This window comes from Mesorhizobium sp. M1307, from assembly GCF_040318155.1.
Taxonomy (GTDB): domain Bacteria; phylum Pseudomonadota; class Alphaproteobacteria; order Rhizobiales; family Rhizobiaceae; genus Mesorhizobium.
Window position 1 is genome coordinate 13,630 of the sequence record NZ_JAMYLR010000011.1, and the last position, 20,413, is coordinate 34,042.

Sequence of the window (20,413 nt, forward strand, 5' to 3'; positions counted from 1 at the left end):
GCGTGTCGAACGGCCGCACCGAAACAGCCTTCCGGACGCCCTACGAAAACCCTGTCCGTCGGCTGAAATGTTGCGCTGGTTTGGGCGCCGGTGGTTCGAGCGGGTCGTTCGCATATGAGGTCGTCGAGAAGGACGGCACGAGGGCGCTTCGTCGCAGCGGGACGGCCCCGCGGATTGTCAAATTTGAACCGCAACCAGTCACCAAAGCTCCACCTCGTGGCCGTCTGCCAACCGCCTGGCGTGCTCTTTCGCCGCATCGTCGTCTGTGCAGGTAAGGTCGACCCCGCCCATAAACTGGCCGTGTTCGTCCAGAACATAGACAGGATAATGCGGCATCGCTTGTCGCGACCGGGGACAACATTCTAACAGTCAGCCTCGCTGAACCGCGAGATTTTGGTTCCTACGAGTTACCTGCGATGGGCCGTGTGCGGAGTGAGGGGCGCATGAAAATCGCTGGCCCATTCGCTTTGCGGTGGCAGATCGACGCACTCGATCGAACCAGCGCCGCCGGTCAACAAGGCCATCTCGGAGACTTTCCGTATCGGCCAAACCGGCGTCCCTGCAATCCTAAATTGGCGCCGGCTATGCTCTCCAAACTCGGACCCGCGATAGCAAATGCTGTGACAAAGCTTCGGCGGCCCCGCCGAGGCGCGTCGTGGCGTAGGCGAACGCAGTAAGGGCCAAGCCCGCCATGATCGCTCCGGCCCGCCGGGCGGCGCCTGCCTTGCCGCGCATGGCCGCCTTCAGATCGCTCGCCACGGCGCGCGGCAGCACCTCCCGGACGTATCGCCATTCGGCTCCAAGAGCGTCTTTGGACCCTGCGAGTCCGCTCAACACTGCCTTGGCGGTGCCCTCGACGAGACAGCGGTGAACGAAGTATTTCCACGTGGTGCGCTGGACCGGCACAGTGTGGAGCACATGCGCCGCTGGCCGATACGCCCAATAGCCTCCAGGGTATAGACCGGCGGCCCGGATGCAGAACTCCGTCTCCTCGCAGCTCTCAGCCTTGCCGCCGATCCTTACTCGGCCGCTGACGGAGAACCCGAGCTTACGGCGCCCGAGATCCGGCGCGAAGCCGCCGGCGTGCCGCAGCACGTCGGCCCGCACGGACATGTTGGCCCCGATCGGGTTGCGGATGCGCCCGTCCCGCACGTGCATGCCGGCGTAGGTGCAGCCGACGACCCAGTGGAACTCGTCAGGAAACCAGGAGGGCGGCGGCACTTGCCACAGCGGCTCAACCAGGCCGCCAGCGCCCAACACTGCTGGATCCCGATAGGCCTCCAACAGCTCCTCCAGCCAGTGCGGGTCGGCGACAGCGTCATCATCGAGGAAGGCGATCACCGGGGCCGTGGTGTATTCCGCTCCTGTCATGCGCCCGCCCGACAAGCCCGCTTGCCTGGCATTGGGGAGGACCGTAACGCCGGCAATCTCGCGTGCGGCGCGCTTTAGCAACGCCTCGTTGTTGTCCACGACCACGATGATTTCACGTGGGACATGCGTTTGGGCGCGGACGGACCCGACCGCACGCTTCAACTCGTCCCAGCGGTCGAGAGTGTGTGCGCAGATCACAACGGAGGCTTCAGTCATGGGGCCTCCCGGATGGTTTCTGAGACCGGGCTGGTTTCGCGTGTCTGCGTCGCCCGAGCCGTGGCGGCTTTGAGGATGTTCCAGAGCGCACCGCCGTCATGGTGAACATCGAACTGGTCGTGTTCGTCGACGGGATAGCGTCCGCTGTCCTGCCGCGAGACCAGCCGCCACACTATCCAGCCGGCGCACCTGGGATCGCGGGCAATCGTATCGAGCCACATGGCGTAAGCATCGGCGGAGTCCCGATTAGAGCGGGCATAGCCGAATTCCTCCAGAAGCACCGGCTTCCCGGCGCGCTCTGCCAACCGGCAGAACTTGGTGATCATGTCGTTGAATTGCTGGATCGTGAGCTTGTAGTAGACCGGGTAGCCGTGCCAGGTCCCGAAATCGAGAGTCGGGATGGTCAAATCGGATAACTTCCGGTGGAGAATGTTGGCGTTCCCTGAGCTGACAAGGTGATTGGAATCGAGGGACTTCACGTAGGCCGACATTTCGGCAGTCCAGGCCAACCGCAAAGCCTCTGGGCGCGCATTGCCTTCGTTCATCAGCTCCCAAGCCATGATGGTCGGGTCGTCCCGGTAGGCACGTCGGGTGAGCGGGTTGACGCGCTGCACGACGTGGCGGACCCAAGTCCTGTAGTCTCGCTTCGTGCGCGAGTCATCGAAGAAAAACGTGGCCTCGTCCCGGCTTCCATACCAGGCCCGCATCTGCTGGGCGCCCCCCGTGTAGGCCCAGAAATCCAGAACGGCGATGATTAGCCTGAGGCGTCGCTTGCCGGCCTCGGCGATGAGGAAATCAACCTTCTGGATGCCGTTGGCGCCGTCATTGATCGCCATCTTGTTTTGACTCGGATCCCAGTGGAGCAGGTATGTGCTGTTGACCGCGAGATTGCTGGCTTCGCCTTCAAGCCGCCAATCCCAGATCGTAGGCTTGCTTCCGTCGAGCGACCCGATCACCGGCTGGAGGAAGGTGCGGACCACATTGGCGCCCATCGCCACGGCGTCGTCGAGAACGCGGGTGACCTCATCCTGCGACCCGTAGGTCAGATAGTGGTTGTTTACGCCGGTCACGAAGAACGGCCTGCCGTCCAACGTGAAGTTCGTTCCGGAAGTCTTGATGAAGGACGTTGCCAACGGATCGTCCGCGGCGCTCGCGACTGCCGGAACGGATACGAACGCGAACACGAGCGCACACAACCACGCCTTGCGCAGTCCGTATTTCGCCCGTTGCCATTCGATAATCATCCCTTCACATGACCCTTGCCGGAGGCACAGCACAAGAACCCCGAAGGATTACCTCCTTTGACCTCGCACAGCCCGGCGTCGTTCAGGCATAGTGGTGCTTGGCCGCTTCCAGCCGCTCGAGTATGGACCCGTGCTGTCAGGCATCTCCCAATCAAGTGTTCGGCTCCCCACATGGCGAGTCCCTGCAACCGCAGTAGGTGGAAACCATCCTCGCGCTGCCGCTTTCCATCTGCCGCCTTTGGCTCGCCGGCCCGCGGCGGAGTCCAGGGTAGGCCGATCGCCTGAGGTGGTTCTCGTCGAAGCTGTGAGCTGGCGTCCTTTTGAAATCCGCCGTGAGAACAACAATGCGCATTTGCCTGAGTCTCGATGCGTCCCGGCTACTGCGGTGGCACCTCTGGCTGGCAGAAGCGCTTGCTGAGGTTCCCGGCAACGAAGTATCCTGCGCTTTGGCGGCCGGTAGCCGCCCGCTGCCGTTAATCTGCCGTCTGCTGCTCGAACTCGAACGACTGGTCTATGGCTTTCGCGGGAACGGCGCCATCGACCCCGTCGAGGCGGCGCTGCGGTGCCTGCCGCCGCTTCATGCCGACCAAGTGGACGTGGTGATCGATTTGAGCGGAGAGGACCCCCTCCCGACGGGCCGGCGCGTGCTGACGCCGCTCTTCAACGGCGTACCCGGCGAGATCGGAGTCATGGCGGCCTTGGCGAATGATCAGGACCTTCTCGTCGACCTGCACGACACGGCTCGCCCGTCGCAGCCGTGGATGGCGCGTCCGGCCGTTGTAGATCGTGAAGTGTTCGCAGCGAGCCTCGATGGCGTCCTCTCCTGCACTGTGGCGCTGATCCTCAAAGCGTTGCGCGAGGAAACCGGCTCAGCTGCGTCCGGTGTCCCCGGCCCATCCACGGCTGTGCCTTTGCTCGGCGCGCCTCCGGCCCTTGCGAGAGCGACACGCGCAGTGACATCGAAGGCAATCAGGTTCTTGGACATCCTGGCGAGAGGCGGCAGGATGTGGGGGATTGGCTGGCGCTTCGATGAATCGGCGAGCCTGCTCGATAAAGGCGAAGCAGCCTTCCGGGTGCTCACCGGAAATGCCGACAGCTACCTTGCCGACCCGTTCCCGTTCCGGCACCAGGGGCAGGATTTCATCTTTGTCGAACAGTACCTCTACTCGAAGAATCGGGGGTGCATTGCGGTCGTGACAGTGAACCGGGACGGGACAGCCGGCGCATCCCGGATCGTCGTGGAGGAACCGCATCACCTCTCGTACCCGTTCGTGTTCGAGCAGGATGGGCAGATCTGGATGATCCCCGAATCGGGGGCGGCCAGGAATGTCAGCCTCTACCGGGCAGTGGAATTCCCTTACCGGTGGACGCGGGAGGCCTGCCTCATGGAAGGCATTGAGGGCTACGATACCACGCCGCTCTGGCATGCGGGCGGCTTTTGGTTTTTCGTCAGCCCAAGGCTGTGGAGGTCCACGTCCTGGGATGTCCTCAGCCTCTACCGTGCCGAGAGCCTGACCGGGTCTTGGACGCCCCATGCCGCCAACCCCGTCCTGATCGATGCCAGGCTCAGCCGCCCCGCAGGCGCCGTCATCCGACACGGCGGACGCACGCTACGCCCGGTCCAAGACTGCGCGCGCGGCTATGGCGGCGCGGTGACGTTCTGCCAGATCGATGCGCTCGGAGCGTCGGAGTTTGCCCAGACCCCGGTCGGTCGCATTTGGTCCGGAGCGTTGGGGTGTCACACCTACAACCGCCGGTCTGACTTGGAGGTGATCGACCTGTTCGGGCATATCCGAGGTTTGCGAGACGTCACGACCTCCTATCGTTTGCTGGTACCCGACGCGCCGGTCTCGGGACCGCGTGGGCAGTCCCTCTCTTGGCCGGTCTCGTCCGGGTCAGCCAGCCGTAGCCAGGTGGTCGAGCACAAGGTACCCCGCCCGAGAAGGGCCGGGCGCGCCCGACCCTTCTCGGGCACAGAATAAGCTCGGAAATCACGGCCGAGTGAAGGAGCGAGCCCACCTGCACATCGCAGCTTCTGGCCAGTGGCAATGTCAGCGTTGCGCTGGACGTTCATTTCTTCGCGCCGACGACCTTCGCTGCCTTCCGCACGGCTCGCTCAGTAGAAATTGTCGCTTGTGAGCTAGTGTCGGCCGCGGGTCGATGGATGTCTTCGCCGGCGTCGAAGGTGGCCCCAGAGGTCTAAACGGGTTTGGCAACGCTGCCAACACGGCTGTTGAAGATGATCGGTGCCGCTGCCGCGCTATCCGCGCAGGTGATATGGGCTGGAAATAACCTGAAGGGATACCCCAAAAGAGCTAATCATATATTGTCTTTTCCTAACCATCTATAGTCCTTCCATTCCAGATCTGAATCAGTAATCGTGCATAACAGACTAAGATTAGGGGACTGACAAGAGTACCGATCTTCTTTCATCTCATCTTCATTTTATTATGGCCGGGAGTCCGCATATGGTTGGGTCAAGCACATCCGTGGATGTGGCGGTCATTGGAGCTGGCCCCACGGCTTGTCGCCAGCGGCGCATTTGCGTGCGCGCGATATGGAGCACCGGACGTATCACGCGGCCCATCATCTCGCCCGATACCTATCGTCAGTCCTGGCGCGCTTTCAGCCCGCCCCCTGGGTCCCACCGTACGACCTCGAAGTGCTGCCATGAACGCCGGTCTCTCTAGCATTCTCGCCCCTGTCGGTGCCACATCGCCGCCTGACCCGATCAATTTCGCGCTGCGGCGATCACTGACTCTGCCCCGAGTCAGCTTCGTCGTCCCGACGCTCAATGAAGCCGAGAACCTCCCTTGGCTTCTGCCGCGCATCCCCAACTGGGCGCATGAGGTCATTGTCGTGGATGGTCGCTCGACCGACGACACGGTCGCGGTCGCGCGCCGCCTGCGCGAAGACGTGAAGATTGTCATGGAGTCCCGGCGGGGCAAGGGTGCTGCACTGCAAGCGGGATTCCTGGCCGCCACAGGCGAAATCATCGTCATGCTGGACGCCGACGGCTCCATGGTGCCGGAGGAGGCGATCGTCTTTGTCAGTGCGCTGATGGCCGGGGCGGATCTCGTCAAGGGTTCACGCTTTATCCAGGGCGCCGGCACCGACGACATGTCGCTGTTCCGGATGTTCGGCAATAAGGGGCTGACCCTGTTCGTGCGGCTGCTCTATGGCGGTTGGTTCTCCGATCTATGCTACGGATACATAGCCTTCTGGACCAAGCACGTCGCCACGCTGGACTGCGATTGCGATGGGTTCGAGATCGAGACCCTCATCAACGTGCGGGCCTTGAAGAACCACCTCAATATCGTCGAGGTGGCGAGTTTCGAGGCTCCGCGCATCAGCGGTGTGAGCCATCTGCGCGCCATGCCGGACGGCTGGCGCGTCCTGAAAACCATCCTGCGCGAGAGGGTGCACCAACAGCGCAGGCGGAGCGCGACAGCCTGTGTTGTCGGTGGACAGACCTGATGCGAATCCTGATGGTTGCCGCTCGCTGCTGCCCCCTCATAGGCGGCATCGAAACTCACATCCAGGAAGTCGGTCCCCGCTTGGTGGCGCACGGCCACGCGGTCGACGTGCTCACCACCGATCCCTCGGGGGAGTTGCCGGTCGAGGAGGAGGTGAGCGGCATGCGGGTGCAGCGCGTGCCGGCCTGGCCGAGGGAGGCGGACCTCTATTTTGCGCCCGGCATCTATAGCGCGATCCGGCGCGGGGCTTGGGATCTGATCCATTTCCAAGGTTACAACACCTTCGTGGCGCCGATCGGGCTGCTCGCGGCCATCCGCGGAAACCTGCCGTTCATCCTGACCTTCCACAGCGGCGGGCATTCGTCCCGGCTGCGCAAGGCCGTGCGCGGCACCCAGCACGCGCTGCTCCGGCCGCTGGTGGCCCGGGCCGCGCGGCTGATTGGCGTCTCCGAATTCGAGGCCAACTTCTTCAGCGCCAGGGTGCGCGTGCCGCGGGAGCGATTTGTCGTCATCCCGAACGGCGCCGCAATGCCGGCCGCGAGCCCCAGCGTTAAGGTCGATCCGAACCTGATCGTCTCGGGCGGCAGGCTGGAGCGCTACAAGGGCCATCACCGGGCGATTGCGGCCTTGCCCGAACTGATCCGCCGGGTGCCACACGCGCGATTGCACGTCGTCGGAACAGGCCCGTATGAGGGAGAATTGCGGCGCCTCGTAGCGACACTCGGCCTCGAGAGGCGGGTCACTATCGCGAGCATCCCCGGATCCGAGCGGCAGAACATGGCTGACCTCCTGGCGAGCGCCGCGCTGTTCGTGCTGTTCAGCGACTACGAAGCCCATCCGCTCGCGGTGATGGAAGCCCTGTCGCTGCGCCGTCCGGTCCTTGTCAGCGACACGTCCGGGCTGCGGGAGTTGGCCGCCAAGGGCCTGTGCCGAGCTGTCCCGCGCAACGCTGGTCCGAAAGAGCTGGCCGCCGTCATGGCCGAGGAGCTGGAGGCCCATCGGGAGGTCCCGGATTTGGCGCTACCGGACTGGGATGCCTGCGCTCGAGCGCTGAGCGACGTTTATTGTGATGTCCTGAGCAGCCGATCCATGGTCCGCTTGCCCCCCGGCAGCGTGATGTCGTGGCCTCCTGCGACGGGGGTATGAGGCTGATAATGCCGGCTCATTTCACCGCGGGAATCAGGATCAACCCGCTCCGGGCCGGGATACGATTCGTCTCGGCCGTTATCGGTCCCGACCTTCGCGGCGGCAGCGCCGATGCCCCGCCGCAACGGGCCAACTCCGGATGGATCGCGGTTCTATGCCTGATGGTCGCCACGGCTCTGCTCCTGGTCGTGGCCGGACACGCGGCCGGGCGCCGGGGCTATGACGTGGCGCCGCCGCTCTTCTGGTGCGGTGTCCTCCTCCTGGTCGTTCCGACCACCCTTCGCATCGCCTGGCCGACGACAGCCCGGGGAGAGCGCCTGTTCCTGCTCTTCCTGCTGGTCGAGTCCCTGCTCTATTTTAAGGCGGTCTATTCCCCGACGAGCTTCGTCGGTCACGACGAGTTCTTGCACTGGATCGCTGCCGACGATCTCATTACGGCCCGCCGGCTATTCCTGTCCAACCCGCTTTTCCCTATCGGGCCAACGTATCCCGCCCTGGAAATCCTGACGATGGCGATCGTCAATCTGACGGGACTGTCATCGTTTGTGGCGGGGACCCTCTTGTTGGCGATCCTCAGGGGCACGTTCATCGGTGCCCTGTATCTGTTCTTCGAAAGCATAGTCGGATCGCCGCGCATCTCGGCCATCGCCTGTCTGGTCTATATGGGCTGCTCAACCTTCGTCCTGTTTGACGCGATGTTCTCCTACGAGAGCCTCGGCATCGTGCTGTGCGTGCTGGCCCTCGCGGTCGAAGCAGCGTCCAGGGATCTCGTCGGGCGACCGAGGCTGAAGGCGCTCGGGCTGATTGCCTTGCTGTTGGCAAGCCTCGCGGTCACGCATCACCTCACGGCCGCCTTCGCCGCCATCTATTTCGGAGCGCTGGCGGCCCTCGAAGCCTTTCGCCGGCACGACCCCCTGCGGATTGAGGCCAGGATCGCCGTGGGCCTCACGGCGATCCTGGCCGTAGCCCTGCCGCTCCTGTGGATGCAGGCCCGTGGCATCCCTCTCACAGGCTATCTCGGCCCGGTGATCGAGGGGGGCTTCAAGACATTGCTCGGAAAGATCCTGGGCGCGCCCACCCCAATCTCGGAGCACCGCGGAGCGCCGACCCAGCCCCTCGGCATGAAGCTGACCACCTTGCTCGCGATCCTGCTGTTGGCACTCGGGCTGGCGACCGGCTTCTTTCGGTCGCTGGCCATGGCAGCGCGCAGTGGTGCGCGGGCAGGTTGGCGTCCGATCCAGGACATTCTCAAACGTCGCTGGCGCGACAGCCGCCTCGTGCTCCTCACCTTCCTGGCCTTCGGGCTCCCAGTCTCGGTGGCCTTCCGGCTGACCATCGCCGGATGGGAAATCGGCAACCGCATGGGAACGTTCGTGTTCATCGCCGTCGGGCTGGTCGTCGCGGTGAGCATCGTCCACTTCTGGCAGGGCCGCACGCCACACGGGTGGCGCCGCATCGCATCGACCCTTGCTCTGGCGGTCATCATCCTGGGCGGCGTCACCAGCGCTACGCTTAATCCGATCCGAGGGCGATACAGGGTGGCGGCAGATCAGGAATCAATCGAGCCCATGGGGATCGAAACGGCACGCTGGACCAAGGAATGGCTCGGTCCCGGCAACCGCTTCACCTCCGACCGCATCAACCGCCTTCTGCTTGCGGAATACGGCCGGCAGGACGCCAGGGTCAAGATCAAAGAAGGCGTCTTTGCCGCGCGCATATTCGAGGGCGAGACGTTGGGGCCCGACAATTTTTGGGCCTTGGCGAGAAGCGATATCGATTTCCTGCTGGTGGACCTGCGCCTGTCCACGGCTCCGCCGGTGCTAGGCTTCTACTTCGAGCCGTGGCAAGGGCAGCAGGAAACGCCGCCCGCGGGCGCAGAGCTGCTCAAGTTCAATGACATCAAGGGCGTCACCCGCATCTACGACAACGGCTGGATCGTCATCTACGACGTAAGGGCATTGCATGAGAATTCCTAGCAACCGGGATCTTCTGGCCGCCTGTCTGTGGGCGGGGGCTGCGGTGGCGGCTGTTGCGGTCAGCGACAGCTTGCTTATCCGTACTGCCCTGGGCGCGCCCATGGTGTTCCTCGTCTCGGGCCACACCGTGCTGCGGGCCATTGGCGTGAGGACCCGCTCCGCGTTGCAACACTTCGTCTACGCGGTCGGAGCAAGCCTCGCCGCCGGCATCGCCGGGGGCTTTGCCCTGAACGCCGCGGGCTTCCTTACGCCGCTCGGCTGGGCGCTGTGGTTCTGGGCCGTGACGGCCGCCGCGACACTGGTGGCCGCCGGCCGCCGCGACACTCCCGATCTGCCAGCCTGGCCGGCTCCGGCGCGGGTCCGGCTGTGGCAAGGGGCCGCGTTCATGCTAGCGCTGCTTGTGGCGACCGGAGCCTATGCGCTGGCTGTCCAGGACGAAGCGGCCTTCCGGGAATTCAAATACACCGCGTTCTGGTTGTTGCCATCGCCCAATGGCGGGCCCGACCTACTCACCGTCGGCATCAGAAGCGCCGAGATCCGAGCTCAGCGATTCGACCTGGAAATCACGCTCGACGGGCAACCGTTCGCCATCTTCCGATCGCTCACCATCGCGCCAGGCGATACCTGGGCGCGGGAAATCTTGGTGCCCGTCTTGGCAACTCGCCAGACGGCCGAGGCGCGGCTCTATCGGCCGGAAGACAACCGACTCTACCGCAGCGTTTCGACGCTGGTGCCGCACATCTGAAACGGGGTCTGACCATGCGAATCCTGCTACTGTCGCAGTTCTACCCTCCGGTGATCGGGGGAGAGGAGCGGCACGTCCGCAACCTCGGCGCGGCGTTGGCGCAGCGGGGCCATCACGTGAGCGTCGGCACCTTTATGCATCCCGGATCGCCCGAAACCGAGCTGGACGGCGCGGTCCGCGTGCACCGCCTGCGCGGCACGCTCCAGCGCCTGTCAGACCTCCACAGCGATCCCGAGCGCCGCCACGCACCACCCTTTCCGGATCCCGAACTGATGCTGGCCCTGAAGCGGCTGGTCGCCCAGGAGAGGCCGGACATCGTCCACGCCCATAACTGGATCTACGCGTCCTTCCTGCCGCTCAAAGTTCTGAGTGGGGCACGCCTCGTGGTTACGCTCCACGATTACGGCCTTGTCTGCGCCAACAAGAACTTCATGCACTTGGGCACCCATCTCTGCAGTGGCCAAGCACTGGCGAAGTGCCTGCCCTGCGCTGCCGGGCATTACGGGGCCGTGAAGGCAGCCGTGACCACGTTTGGCAACTGGGGGTCGAGCTTCGCCGCCCGGCGTGTGGTGGACCGTTTCATCGCGGTGAGCCACGCGGTGGCGCGTTACAACGGCCTGACCCAAGGCCGCGCCCCCTACGAGGTCATCACCAATTTCGTGCCCGACGATGTCGAGGTGCTTGGCCCGGAAGATCCCTGCCTGCGGGAGCTACCCGGGGATGGATTCATCCTGTTCGTCGGCGATATGATGCGCCTCAAGGGCATTGACGCTCTCCTGCAAGCCTATGCCGACCTCGAGCGCGCGCCTCCGCTGGTCCTGATCGGGCGCCCGCTCGCCGATACACCGACCGAGTTTCCGCCGAATGTCCATGTGTTCACCATGTGGCCTCATTCCGCCGTCATGCACGCATGGCGACGCTCACTGTTCGGCGTGGCGCCATCGGTCGGCCTGGAACCCTGTGCGACCGTCATCATGGAAGCGATGGCGTCCGGCAAGGCCGTCGTCGCAACCGACGTCGGAGGCATGCCCGATATGATCGATCACGGCGAAACGGGACTTCTCGTGCCGCCCGGTGATGCGCCAGCCTTGGCCCACGCGATGCAGACACTTCTGGACGACCGCGCCTTGCTGGCCCGCCTGGAGGCGACAAGCCTCGCCAGGGTTGAGCGCCTCAAGGCCGGAGCGGTCGTGACCCGGATCGAGCAGGTCTACCGGGACGTCCTGCCAACCGCCAGCAGGTCCGCGGTGCCGGCGCACCAGGGTTCGGGAGAGCCATCATGCCGGTAGGTCTCGTCGGGACGGCCGCTATTCGCGCCCGACGAGAGCTTCGAAAGAGCGCCGCGCTCGTCCTGAATTCCGGCGCTCTGGCGATCGGAACGATTGCAGCGGCCGGTCTTGGGTTTGTCTTTTGGTGGCTCGCGGCCCGGCTGTTTCCGCCGGAGGTGATCGGCAACGCCTCCGCTCTCCTGTCAGTGATGGGGCTCGTCGGCCTGCTGGGGGAGGCCGGGCTCGGGCCCCTGCTGATGGGCGAAATCGTCCGGCATCCCGGCAAGGAGCGCGGCCTCGCGGCCGCAGCAGCGTGCGTCGGGGTGGCGCTGGCGGTCGGCCTGGCCTTGTTGTTTGTCTTCGGGGAGGCGTACTTCAACAGCTCGACCGGGCTGATCGGCGGCTGGTTCGTGGGCGCTGCGTTCGTCCTCGGCTGCGGCCTGACTGGTCTCAGCGTCGTGGCCGATCCGGCGTTCGTCGGCACTCTGCGCAGCAGCGGCAAGATGATCCGGCTGGTGCTGTTCTCCACGTTCAAGCTGATGCTGATCGCCGCCGCCGGGGCCGTGGGCTACGCCTCCACTGCCACGATTCTTCTGACCTGGGTGGTTGGCCTGCTGGCGTCCTGGATCGGCGTCGATCTCTTGACCCGGGGCGGCGCGCGTCACCTCTTTGGGGCCCCCGATTTCCGGCTGCTCCATACGCTCCGACGCAAGGTGTTCGACCACTACGCGCTCGATGTCGCCTTGCAGGCCCCGAGCGTCATCATGCCCTACCTTGTGCTGGTTCTCCTGTCGCCGACCACGAATGCCGCCTTCGTGCCGTTGTGGATGCTGGTCTCCATGGCTTCGTTGATTCCCGCAACCATGGCCATGGTGCTGTTCCCCGTGGTCAGAGCAAGCCCGAAACAATCCAGGCACGATATCCTTTTGTCGCTGACGGCGTCATTGCTCTTCTCACTGGTCTGCGCCGCCTTCATCTTCACCTTTTCTCAGGAGATCCTTGCGGTCTTCAATCCGGCCTATCCGGAGATCGCCGGTTCGAGCCTCAGCTTCCTCGGCTTCAGCCTGTTGGGATCAACGCTCAAATTTCATGCCTGCACGCTGGCGCGGCTGGGCGACAGGATGGGCAAGGCATCCCGCTGGTTCGCGCTTGGCGGATTGCTGGAGCTGTGCTTCGTGGTCGCGGGGGCGAAGCTTGATGGACTTCAAGGCCTGGTCCTGGGCTGGACGCTCGCCGTCAGCATCGAGGGTGCGTGTGCGGCCCTCGTTTTGGCCTTCGCGACGAAACTGGATTCTGCCGCCGGGCCTGTGCACGAAGGCCCGGCTCCGTCGCGGCTCCAGACCTGAGGAGCCGTCCACACACATGGCACATGGTTATCGACCGTAGGATACGTACAGGTATCGAGACGAGTGTATTGGACTTGGCGCAAATAGCCGGGCAGTTGTTGGGTGAGCCGACCATTAACTTTGGTTCGCCCCGACCCGGTGATCCCTATAATTCGATCGGCGACCCGGAAGGCACGCTACCTTTTGGGATTTCAAGCAGAACATTCTCTAGCAGCAGGACTGGCTAAAACTGTTACATAAAGGCACACCCAATGACGACGGCGAATATTGCCCTGCAAATTTTTACCGATATGGACGCGGTGGAAGCTCAGTGGAGAACATTAGAGGAGCGTGCGGATTGTACCGTATTCCAATTGTTTGATTGGCAGATGGAATGGTATCGCCACATCGGCTCCAAAGAGAAACTGATTCCAGTGATCGTGCTGGGTCTCGACGATACCGGCGTGGCGGTTTTTATTCTGCCATTGGCGATCGAACGCCATGGTCTGATCCGCCGGCTGGTCTGGTTTGGATCGGAATTGTGCGATTATAATTCGCCCATTTTGGCGATAAATTTTAGCGATCACGTGAAATATGGGCAATTCGGCTGCCTGTGGAAAGACATAATTCGGGCGATTCAAGACTATCCTCGACTTCGTTTCGACGCTGTTGAATTTTACAATATGCCCAGTGTTGTCGGCTCTCAACCTAATCCCTTTCTCGACTTGCCAGCCTTGGTGGCTAATTGCGCCGGACATGTGGCAACCCTCCCGGAAGCGAACTGGGATCGGTTTTATGCGTCAAAGTTTTCAAATTCGACGCTGCATACCCACCGGAAAAAGGCCAAAAACCTCGCCAAGCAAGGTGGCGGGGCAATTCGCTTTGTAGACGTGCAAGATCAGGCCGAGATCGAGTGCACCATTGCAAAGCTGATCGAACAAAAACGGAGCAGCTTTGCCCGAATGGGTGTTCATGACAGGTTCGCACGTCCGGGCTTTCGCGAATTTTATTTGGCGATTGTCGCCAATCCTCGGTTGCGCGAGGTGATCCATGTCACTCGGCTGGATGTGGACGGGATTCCTGTGGCGACGGGTCTGGGTCTCAAGTTCAATTCCAGTTATTCACTGGTGATGTCGAGTTATCAAGACGAGTTCGCCAAATACAGTCCCGGCCGTCAGCATATTCAGGAAATGATCCAATATGCCATTCGCCAGAAGATGCAGAAATTCGATTTTACGGTCGGCGACGAGCCCTATAAGCTTGCATGGTCAGATATTAATTTGCGCTTGTTTTGCCATTTTGATGGCAGAACTTTGCTCGGTTGTATTGTAATTTCGGTGCAAATAGCGATTCATTATGGATATGCTTGGTATAATCAAACGTCGTTATTAAAGCCGCCGCTGCGGCAGGTTCTTCGCAAGACAAGACAATCCTTGCATCGCATGTTTCTCTGATCGGCCGATCACGAGTTTTTGACCTCGGCGTGCGATACAATCATTGATCTTCGCTAAAGAGTATAGTCCACGCTCGGAATGGGGGTCGAGAAAATTCAGACATACCACAGTGATCCCGTCAAAGTTGCCTGTGATGAATGGTCGGTTAGTGAAGCATTTTACAACCGATCACTGGCGTCCGATACGACGCTTTTATTGCATATTCGTCGGATGGGCTGGATTGATCTCGATATGATGGGAATCTCGATCCACAAATTCGCTTGATGGCCGGCAAGCGCAGTTCGTGGAGGAGCAGGCTGAGCTTGGCGGTATCGACAGCGTTGTTGGTCTTCATACCGCGTCTCCCGTCAGGCTGGCGCCGATCAGGGCTTCATAGGCGTTGAGCGGAGCAAGGCGCACGACGACATTGGGGAGCCGGGATGGATCGGGGGCGAAGCGTTCCCGCAAGGCGGCCATATCGGGCAATCGCCCGGCCTCGTTATCACCGACGAATTGGCCCTGCTCACCATCTCAGAGCATCGCGCGGAGCTGGAAGAGCTCTACCGGTTCCGGCTACCGGCCCATGAGACCGTCCTGATGCTGCACGACAAGGCTAGCTTTCACGAGACCGCGAAGACGAATGGCTGGCTGATCCCGAACGGAGTCGTGATCCGCGATGCTCGGACATCCCGGGCATCCGCTCGCTCGGCCTGCCGGTGATCATCAAGCCGGCCGACAAGCGCCACTTTCACGAGGGCAATGCCCCCCGCCTGGTGGTGGCAGCCACTCACGACGCGGCGGTCACCACGTGTCGTGGTCTTCTGGACCGGACCGGCGCAGTCCTCGTGCAGGAAACGATCGACGGACCCGATGGCAGCATCTATTTCTGCCTATTCTACCGCGGCCGAAACGGGGCGACGCTCGGCATGTTCACGGACCGCAAGCTGGCCAGCACGCCACCGGGCACTGGAAGCACTGCGTTCTGCACACTCGCCGTCAGCGAGACCTTGGAGCGCACCACAGCGGCCTTCCTTGACCGGGTGGACTATTTTGGGTTCGGCGGCGTTGAGCACAAGTGGCATGCAGGTACCAAACGTTTGTCATTATCGAGCCGACGATCGGGCGCACCGACTGGCAGGAGGAGGCGGCGACGCTGGCGGGGATCAACATCCCGCTGGCGGGTAGCGCTCGCGCCCCATCGCATCCAGCCGGCAGCGAATGGAGGCGACCGCGAACTGTGCCGTATCGCTCGTGATTCCGACGCTCTCCCACCCCGCATTTGGCGCCAATGTCGTACACGCCATACGGCACGACCTTGCCCAGATCCTTGTCCTCGAAGTCGTGCACTTTCACGCGCCACGGATCGCTTTTCAGACGGCAGTCGGTGCCACCATTCTTGGAGTTGCCGATCAGCTCCTTCTTCGTGGTGTCGACCGAGATGACCGGTTGCCCCGCGGTCTGTGCGGCGACCGCCTTGGCGAGGCTGGGCTACAGTCGGCAGTCGAACCGCAAGGCTGACGAGGGCTTCAAGCATCCCGACCGTGACGCGCGATTCGAGCCCATCAACGCCAAGGCGGTCGCCGCACACCATCCGTCCGAGATCAGCCGCCAATCGGAGCGGTCGATATGACGGGTGTCCTAAGTCGCCTGGCGTGTGCGGTATCGCGGATCGGGCGGACCGTCCCATATGGCATTGATATAAAAAGGTGATTTCGGTCGACAAGTCGGCTCCGTGTAACATACTCTCGCTCACTGGGAAATGGCTGAGATGCTGCGATGGCTTAATCCATATGGCGCGCGATCAAGCTATTCCGCAGTGCCGTTGAAAAGTCGAACGGCGAAGGCCGCGTTGCTCCAATCCAATGCGCGAACCAGTCGACCAAAAACAGGGCTCACGTCCGACCGTCGGCGCGATGTTACGCTGACGATTCATCCGAGCCACTGTTCCCAGTTTCGTTTCGTCTCAGGGCAGGAAAGAAGGAAACAATCAGGCGGCCCGATCAGCGTGCCCGAACTCTCGAGCGACGATGTTGATCGCGCTGGCCATCACCGAAGGCCGGGGATCCTGCGCTGCAGAGTGTAAAAGCGATCCCGCCAGGGGCCGATACGATAGCCTGCTGCGCTAGCCTTGGCTTCCGTGAGCACATCGTCGTAGGGGACGCTGAGGAACTCGATGGTCATGAGACCGGCGTCGAAAAGCGCAAACTCGGCAAGCCTTGGCGCGTTCTTGCGCGAGGCGTCGAGAGACCCCGGATTGATAAAGTATTCCCGATCCGATCGCAGCCTCGCCTTCCCGTTGGCAGGAAGGTCACGGATGCTGCCATCCTCTTCGACCTCAAACAGTCTCTGCTCGTGCACGTGTCCATAAAAGCAGATCCGGCGGCCCGGGAAGTCGGCTCGGAGGTACTGCACATTCTTGGCGATATCGTGCGGAGTTCTCATATATTGTTGCACATCGCGTACCCCGCCGTGCACGAGTACGAGATGAGCCTCAATTGAAAGAGAGCGGGGCAGCACGCGCAGGTATTTGACGGTATCGGGATGGAGAAGCTGACGCGTGCGCTGGAGCGCGTGCATTGCATTGTTTGAGCAACGCTCGAACCCGAGCAGGCCGATGCCGATGAGATCGTGATTTCCGGCGATGGAGATGATTCCGCGCTGCTGCAGGATCATTGCGCACTCATTGGAGTCCGCATTGTAGCCGATGACATCGCCGACGCAGAGGAGCCTGTCGACGCCATGGCAGTCCAAGGCCGCCAGCGCGGCGAGGAGAGCCTCCCGGTTGCCGTGGATGTCGCCTAAGATGCCGTAAAGCGCCATTGACGCGGCCCCGCCATGATGAGCCTGAGCAATTTTCGTAGCTTGCGTATGAAGGTCATCACCAGCGGCGCGGGATCGCGCCAGGCGAAGACATTGTAGACGATGCGCGTGGAGAGGATCGAGGTGATCCAACCAACCAAGCTGAGCTCGCGACGAGCCGCGAGCTGACGATAGGCGCGATAGTCGAGCGGTAGGCAGAGCCAGCGGGTGTCCGTGCGATAGGACAATGGCGGAGGACGTTTGCGCGCGACCAGGTAGTCGTAGGCGACGGCGAGAAGATTGACGCCGTTCTCGGCGCCGAGGCAGTTCCACAGATTGAAGCGCGCATTCACCTCGAGCAGGAAGTGCTTGCCGGATTTCGCATCGGTCTTGAAATCCATCTTGAAGATCCCCTTAAGAGGAACCTGCTCCGCCATTCGCTTTCCGAATGTGGCAAGCTCATCGTCTTGGATCAGTTCGATGAAGGAACTCTCGCCCGTGAACGGCGGTGACGTCCGCAGCTTACGGCCGACGAAGGACGCGAGCACTGTCCCATGCTCGTCCGAGACGCCGTGAAAAGACCAGAGCTGGCGATCGTCTCCACCAATATAGGTCTGGAATGTCAGCTGGTCGCGAAAACGCGCGATGCCCGCCTGTGAGGCTGCCTCGCGACCATTCTCGAAAACGCGAGCCTTGCTGCCGTCTCCAAATAGCTCGTCCTGAATCGGCGAGTGCTTCCAGACGGATTTGGAACGTGGCTTGGCAAGCACGGGGACGTCCGTCTCGGGGAGTTCCTCCCAAGGAATGCTGCGAGGAACCGGAAACCCCCTGTCGCGCGCGAGCGCTGAGAATCTGTCCTTCGTGAGCAGAGCAAGCCCGACCTCCGGTTCGGACAAGAGGAGCAGAAAGGTTTTCGTAAAACGCTCCCGGTGCGCATAGATAAGTTCCAGGAAGTAGTCTTCGCCGTACACAAGAGGCACGCGCCGGCCGACCAATTTGCAAAGCCGGTCGCCGACATCGAGCAACGCGTCGACCAGTGCTTCGGGTTCCGATCGGGGCGGAAGAATGCAACGTCCGTTGCAATAGCGGGAAGCGAATGTCGGGTCGTTTGCATCGCTTGATGCGACGATCGCTGGAATGCCCGCCATGGCGAGAGGGCGTAGCAAAACCGTGCCAGCCGCGAGAAGGACCGGAGGCCGTTCTGCCGTGAGCTTTCGGCGGTCAATTTCGAGCATTGCGGGTATTCCCCCAACTGCCTCTGAACGGGTTGATGTCTACGGGTTTTCGGCTGGTGGCCCGTTCCCATTCCCGGTCCGAGCTGTTTGGGCCGTAGCGTCGAATAGTGCCCCTGCGGCCCCGGACCATAACTCACCTATTATGCTAATCCTCGTGGAAGAGTCGAGTTGTCCACTGGCGATCCAAATGGATATACCCGGAGTATCTATCGGCCAAGCACGTCGAAGGGGAACAAAAGTCGAGAGCGCACTCGATATCGGACCTACGAAAAGGGTATCAAAGTGAGCGATGCCGAAATGGAGGCGCTCGAAATCTAGAGCGACGCCATCCATCCGGAATGGAACTACACCATCCGTCCGAGATCAACCGTCAATCGGAGCGGTTAATTTGGCGGGGTGTCCTTATCTCTCGCGCGAGCCGGCCACCATTTACAGTGGCTGGTGGGGGCTCCGGCTCGCACCCGGTGCTACGCCGCCTAGCATGCCCGTTTCTAGAATCGGCCCGGGTTGGAAACATTGACTGCTTGCGGACTTGCCTTGGCTCTTTCGGTATTTCCCCGAGTACTATCGACTTGAAATGGCAGAGATGTTTCCCGCTCCGTCGAGAGGGAAGCCAATGAAAGATCGGGCAGCAGCTGTTCCTTTACTTGTGGGACGCTCGCCGCAGGAGGTGAGAATATCAGAGCATGGAGTGCAATTAAGCTTAGTTTCCATGGACGGCAACACTCAAGTCGTTGAGGCAGATCATGTAATCGCGGCGACCGGATATAAGGCCGATGTGCATCGTCTACCTTTTCTAAACCACACAATTATCGAGCAGCTGCGTCTTATCGAAAAAACTCCGAGGTTGTCCACGAACTTCGAGTCGTCCATCCCGGGGTTGTATTTCGTCGGGCATGGGTTAAAGTGCTGATTGTCTCCGCGTCATCTCTGCCATGGAGTGCACTTCATGGGCCTGTCGGCGGCGACTGGTTTTGACCCCGGTGCCATTGAGAGGCTCTCGCAGCAGCGCAGCCGCCCAAATGCGTGATGATTCCTTGACTACTCGGCGCATCCTGGTGGTCGAAGATGGTTATTTCATCGCTGATGTTAGCAACTGGAGGCAAGGTGGACTCGACAGCCAAGTTAGTTGTCCGTGGGCTTTTGCGCTGCCCGCGCTGCGAATCCGGCATTGCGGCTGTTCAGGCGGCTGCGCCAGCACGCGCTTTCGTATGCCAGGACCCTGACTGCGAAATGTCCCAAGCCGGATTTCCGGCTCTCGACGGCATTCCCGTACTGGTCGACTTCGACAACTCCGTCCTGTCCCGGGAGGAGGTGCAACTTGCCGGGGGAAGCTCTTACAAGGATCGCAGCACGGGCTTTCTCCAGAAGGTCCACGACTTCTTCTGGCGATCCGCCAGCCCGACCGCCGCCAATGCCGACCGCTTCATCGCCGAGGCGAAGCGCCTGGATCCCCATCCCATCATCCTAGTCATCGGAGGCGGCACAATCGGCAGCGACGCGGAAGCGCTTTATCGAGACCCCGACCTCACTTTGATCGGAACGGATATTTACAAATCCGACCTCACCTTGATCATCGCGGATGGGCATCAGATTCCGTTGGCCTCGGGGGCGATCCACGGCATCTGGGTCCAAGCCGTCCTGGAGCATGTCCTGACGCCCGAGCAGGTCGTCGCCGAGATTCATCGTGTTTTAGTCCCGGACGGGGTGGTCTATGCAGAGACGCCCTTCATGCAGCAGGTCCACGAGGGACCCTACGATTTCACCCGTTTCACCCCCAGCGGACATCGTTGGCTGTTCCGCCATTTTGACGAGATCGACGGCGGCATCACGCGCGGCCCCGCGATTGTGATGCTCTGGTCCATCCGCTACTTCGTCGGCTCTCTTTTTGGGAGTTATAAGGTCGGCACGATGGCGGCCACGGGGCTGTTCTGGCTTCGTCATTTCGAAAGACTTTCCCGGCCGAGCTATGCAGCCGACGGCGCGAGTGCAGTCTATTTTCTTGGCCGGCGTTCGCAGCGTGCAATGAAACCGAAGGACATCATTGCCTACTACAAGGGCGCGCAGCGATAGTTACCGCCAACGAGGGCATCGAGTGCCGCTGACGACAGCTGTCTTACGAACGAATCTTAATTCAAGTGCCACGCCGTCGATTGGCTTGACGCACTGAGAGAGCGTA

General features: G+C 61.8%; 16 protein-coding genes and 1 pseudogene. 10 read left to right on the forward strand and 7 right to left on the reverse strand.

Annotation, left to right across the window (positions count from 1 at the left end):
• Positions 1-582: 582 nt before the first annotated feature.
• On the reverse strand, positions 583-1,587 hold the full coding sequence (locus NKH16_RS15200) for a glycosyltransferase family 2 protein (protein WP_352900172.1): 1,005 nt from the start codon (positions 1,585-1,587) through the stop codon (positions 583-585).
• Positions 1,584-2,831 carry a glycoside hydrolase 5 family protein gene (locus NKH16_RS15205; protein ID WP_352900175.1) on the reverse strand — a complete coding sequence of 416 codons (1,248 nt, stop codon included), beginning with the start codon at positions 2,829-2,831 and terminating at the stop codon, positions 1,584-1,586. Before NKH16_RS15205 ends, NKH16_RS15200 begins: the two co-directional genes overlap by 4 nt.
• 344 nt (positions 2,832-3,175) lie before the next feature.
• Between NKH16_RS15205 and NKH16_RS15210 the strand changes: the two genes are divergently transcribed.
• The 8 genes from NKH16_RS15210 (at position 3,176) to NKH16_RS15245 (ending at position 14,221) form a co-directional block, all read left to right on the forward strand.
• Entirely contained in the window at positions 3,176-4,813 is a 1,638-nt protein-coding gene (locus tag NKH16_RS15210; RefSeq protein ID WP_352900178.1) for a glucosamine inositolphosphorylceramide transferase family protein, read from the forward strand.
• A 688-nt stretch (positions 4,814-5,501) separates the two neighbouring features.
• Positions 5,502-6,308 carry a glycosyltransferase family 2 protein gene (locus NKH16_RS15215; RefSeq protein WP_352900181.1) on the forward strand — a complete coding sequence of 269 codons (807 nt, stop codon included), beginning with the start codon at positions 5,502-5,504 and terminating at the stop codon, positions 6,306-6,308.
• On the forward strand, positions 6,308-7,453 hold the full coding sequence (locus tag NKH16_RS15220; RefSeq protein WP_352900183.1) for a glycosyltransferase family 4 protein: 1,146 nt from the start codon (positions 6,308-6,310) through the stop codon (positions 7,451-7,453). Before NKH16_RS15215 ends, NKH16_RS15220 begins: the two co-directional genes overlap by 1 nt.
• An 8-nt stretch (positions 7,454-7,461) precedes the next feature.
• Entirely contained in the window at positions 7,462-9,429 is a 1,968-nt protein-coding gene (locus NKH16_RS15225; RefSeq protein ID WP_352900186.1) for a putative glycosyltransferase family protein, read from the forward strand.
• Positions 9,416-10,174 carry a hypothetical protein gene (locus NKH16_RS15230; RefSeq protein WP_352900189.1) on the forward strand — a complete coding sequence of 253 codons (759 nt, stop codon included), beginning with the start codon at positions 9,416-9,418 and terminating at the stop codon, positions 10,172-10,174. The genes NKH16_RS15225 and NKH16_RS15230 overlap by 14 nt, the downstream gene beginning before the upstream one ends.
• 14 nt (positions 10,175-10,188) lie before the next feature.
• Entirely contained in the window at positions 10,189-11,463 is a 1,275-nt protein-coding gene (locus NKH16_RS15235; RefSeq protein WP_352900191.1) for a glycosyltransferase family 4 protein, read from the forward strand.
• On the forward strand, positions 11,454-12,788 hold the full coding sequence (locus NKH16_RS15240) for a lipopolysaccharide biosynthesis protein (RefSeq protein WP_352900193.1): 1,335 nt from the start codon (positions 11,454-11,456) through the stop codon (positions 12,786-12,788). Before NKH16_RS15235 ends, NKH16_RS15240 begins: the two co-directional genes overlap by 10 nt.
• 251 nt (positions 12,789-13,039) lie before the next feature.
• Positions 13,040-14,221 carry a GNAT family N-acetyltransferase gene (locus tag NKH16_RS15245; protein ID WP_352900195.1) on the forward strand — a complete coding sequence of 394 codons (1,182 nt, stop codon included), beginning with the start codon at positions 13,040-13,042 and terminating at the stop codon, positions 14,219-14,221.
• A gap of 145 nt (positions 14,222-14,366) precedes the next feature.
• On the opposite strand, the gene NKH16_RS15250 is transcribed toward NKH16_RS15245, so the two are convergent.
• From NKH16_RS15250 to NKH16_RS15260, 3 genes and pseudogenes are all read right to left on the reverse strand, one after another.
• A complete protein-coding gene (locus NKH16_RS15250) occupies positions 14,367-14,555 on the reverse strand; it encodes a hypothetical protein (RefSeq protein WP_352900198.1) in 189 nt (62 codons plus the stop codon).
• Positions 14,552-14,677, reverse strand: coding sequence for a hypothetical protein (locus NKH16_RS15255; RefSeq protein WP_352900201.1), 126 nt, complete (start codon positions 14,675-14,677; stop codon positions 14,552-14,554). The genes NKH16_RS15250 and NKH16_RS15255 overlap by 4 nt, the downstream gene beginning before the upstream one ends.
• Positions 14,678-15,372: 695 nt before the next feature.
• Positions 15,373-15,667 (reverse strand): annotated as a pseudogene (locus NKH16_RS15260) (ISAzo13-like element transposase-related protein); the annotation flags it as partial.
• On the opposite strand from NKH16_RS15260, the gene NKH16_RS35010 reads away from it, so the two are divergent.
• Positions 15,639-15,830, forward strand: a complete 192-nt coding sequence (locus NKH16_RS35010; protein WP_502911706.1) for an ISAzo13-like element transposase-related protein — start codon at positions 15,639-15,641, stop codon at positions 15,828-15,830. The pseudogene NKH16_RS15260 and the gene NKH16_RS35010 overlap by 29 nt on opposite strands.
• 416 nt (positions 15,831-16,246) lie before the next feature.
• On the opposite strand, the gene NKH16_RS15270 is transcribed toward NKH16_RS35010, so the two are convergent.
• Both NKH16_RS15270 and NKH16_RS15275 read right to left on the reverse strand, forming a co-directional pair.
• The gene (locus tag NKH16_RS15270; RefSeq protein WP_352900204.1) at positions 16,247-17,020 is read right to left on the reverse strand and encodes a metallophosphoesterase family protein; all 774 of its coding nucleotides are present in this window, start codon (positions 17,018-17,020) and stop codon (positions 16,247-16,249) included.
• Positions 16,999-18,234, reverse strand: a complete 1,236-nt coding sequence (locus NKH16_RS15275; protein ID WP_352900207.1) for a carboxylate--amine ligase — start codon at positions 18,232-18,234, stop codon at positions 16,999-17,001. Before NKH16_RS15275 ends, NKH16_RS15270 begins: the two co-directional genes overlap by 22 nt.
• 1,068 nt (positions 18,235-19,302) lie before the next feature.
• Here NKH16_RS15275 and NKH16_RS15280 point away from each other — a divergent pair.
• Positions 19,303-20,307 carry a class I SAM-dependent methyltransferase gene (locus tag NKH16_RS15280; protein WP_352900209.1) on the forward strand — a complete coding sequence of 335 codons (1,005 nt, stop codon included), beginning with the start codon at positions 19,303-19,305 and terminating at the stop codon, positions 20,305-20,307.
• Positions 20,308-20,413: the final 106 nt, after the last annotated feature.

Excerpts from the sequence above, each read along its gene's own strand:
- NKH16_RS15275 (WP_352900207.1), bottom strand. The coding sequence starts at position 18,234 with ATGCTCGAAATTGACCGCCGAAAGCTCACGGCAGAACGGCCTCCGGTC.
- NKH16_RS35010 (WP_502911706.1), top strand. The coding sequence starts at position 15,639 with ATGACCGGTTGCCCCGCGGTCTGTGCGGCGACCGCCTTGGCGAGGCTG.
- NKH16_RS15270 (WP_352900204.1), bottom strand. The coding sequence starts at position 17,020 with ATGGCGCTTTACGGCATCTTAGGCGACATCCACGGCAACCGGGAGGCT.
- NKH16_RS15220 (WP_352900183.1), top strand. The coding sequence starts at position 6,308 with ATGCGAATCCTGATGGTTGCCGCTCGCTGCTGCCCCCTCATAGGCGGC.
- NKH16_RS15215 (WP_352900181.1), top strand. The coding sequence starts at position 5,502 with ATGAACGCCGGTCTCTCTAGCATTCTCGCCCCTGTCGGTGCCACATCG.
- NKH16_RS15240 (WP_352900193.1), top strand. The coding sequence starts at position 11,454 with ATGCCGGTAGGTCTCGTCGGGACGGCCGCTATTCGCGCCCGACGAGAG.
- NKH16_RS15235 (WP_352900191.1), top strand. The coding sequence starts at position 10,189 with ATGCGAATCCTGCTACTGTCGCAGTTCTACCCTCCGGTGATCGGGGGA.
- NKH16_RS15255 (WP_352900201.1), bottom strand. The coding sequence starts at position 14,677 with ATGGCCGCCTTGCGGGAACGCTTCGCCCCCGATCCATCCCGGCTCCCC.
- NKH16_RS15230 (WP_352900189.1), top strand. The coding sequence starts at position 9,416 with ATGAGAATTCCTAGCAACCGGGATCTTCTGGCCGCCTGTCTGTGGGCG.
- NKH16_RS15225 (WP_352900186.1), top strand. The coding sequence starts at position 7,462 with ATGCCGGCTCATTTCACCGCGGGAATCAGGATCAACCCGCTCCGGGCC.
- NKH16_RS15250 (WP_352900198.1), bottom strand. The coding sequence starts at position 14,555 with ATGAAGACCAACAACGCTGTCGATACCGCCAAGCTCAGCCTGCTCCTC.
- NKH16_RS15210 (WP_352900178.1), top strand. The coding sequence starts at position 3,176 with ATGCGCATTTGCCTGAGTCTCGATGCGTCCCGGCTACTGCGGTGGCAC.
- NKH16_RS15205 (WP_352900175.1), bottom strand. The coding sequence starts at position 2,831 with ATGATTATCGAATGGCAACGGGCGAAATACGGACTGCGCAAGGCGTGG.
- NKH16_RS15200 (WP_352900172.1), bottom strand. The coding sequence starts at position 1,587 with ATGACTGAAGCCTCCGTTGTGATCTGCGCACACACTCTCGACCGCTGG.
- NKH16_RS15245 (WP_352900195.1), top strand. The coding sequence starts at position 13,040 with ATGACGACGGCGAATATTGCCCTGCAAATTTTTACCGATATGGACGCG.
- NKH16_RS15280 (WP_352900209.1), top strand. The coding sequence starts at position 19,303 with ATGGTTATTTCATCGCTGATGTTAGCAACTGGAGGCAAGGTGGACTCG.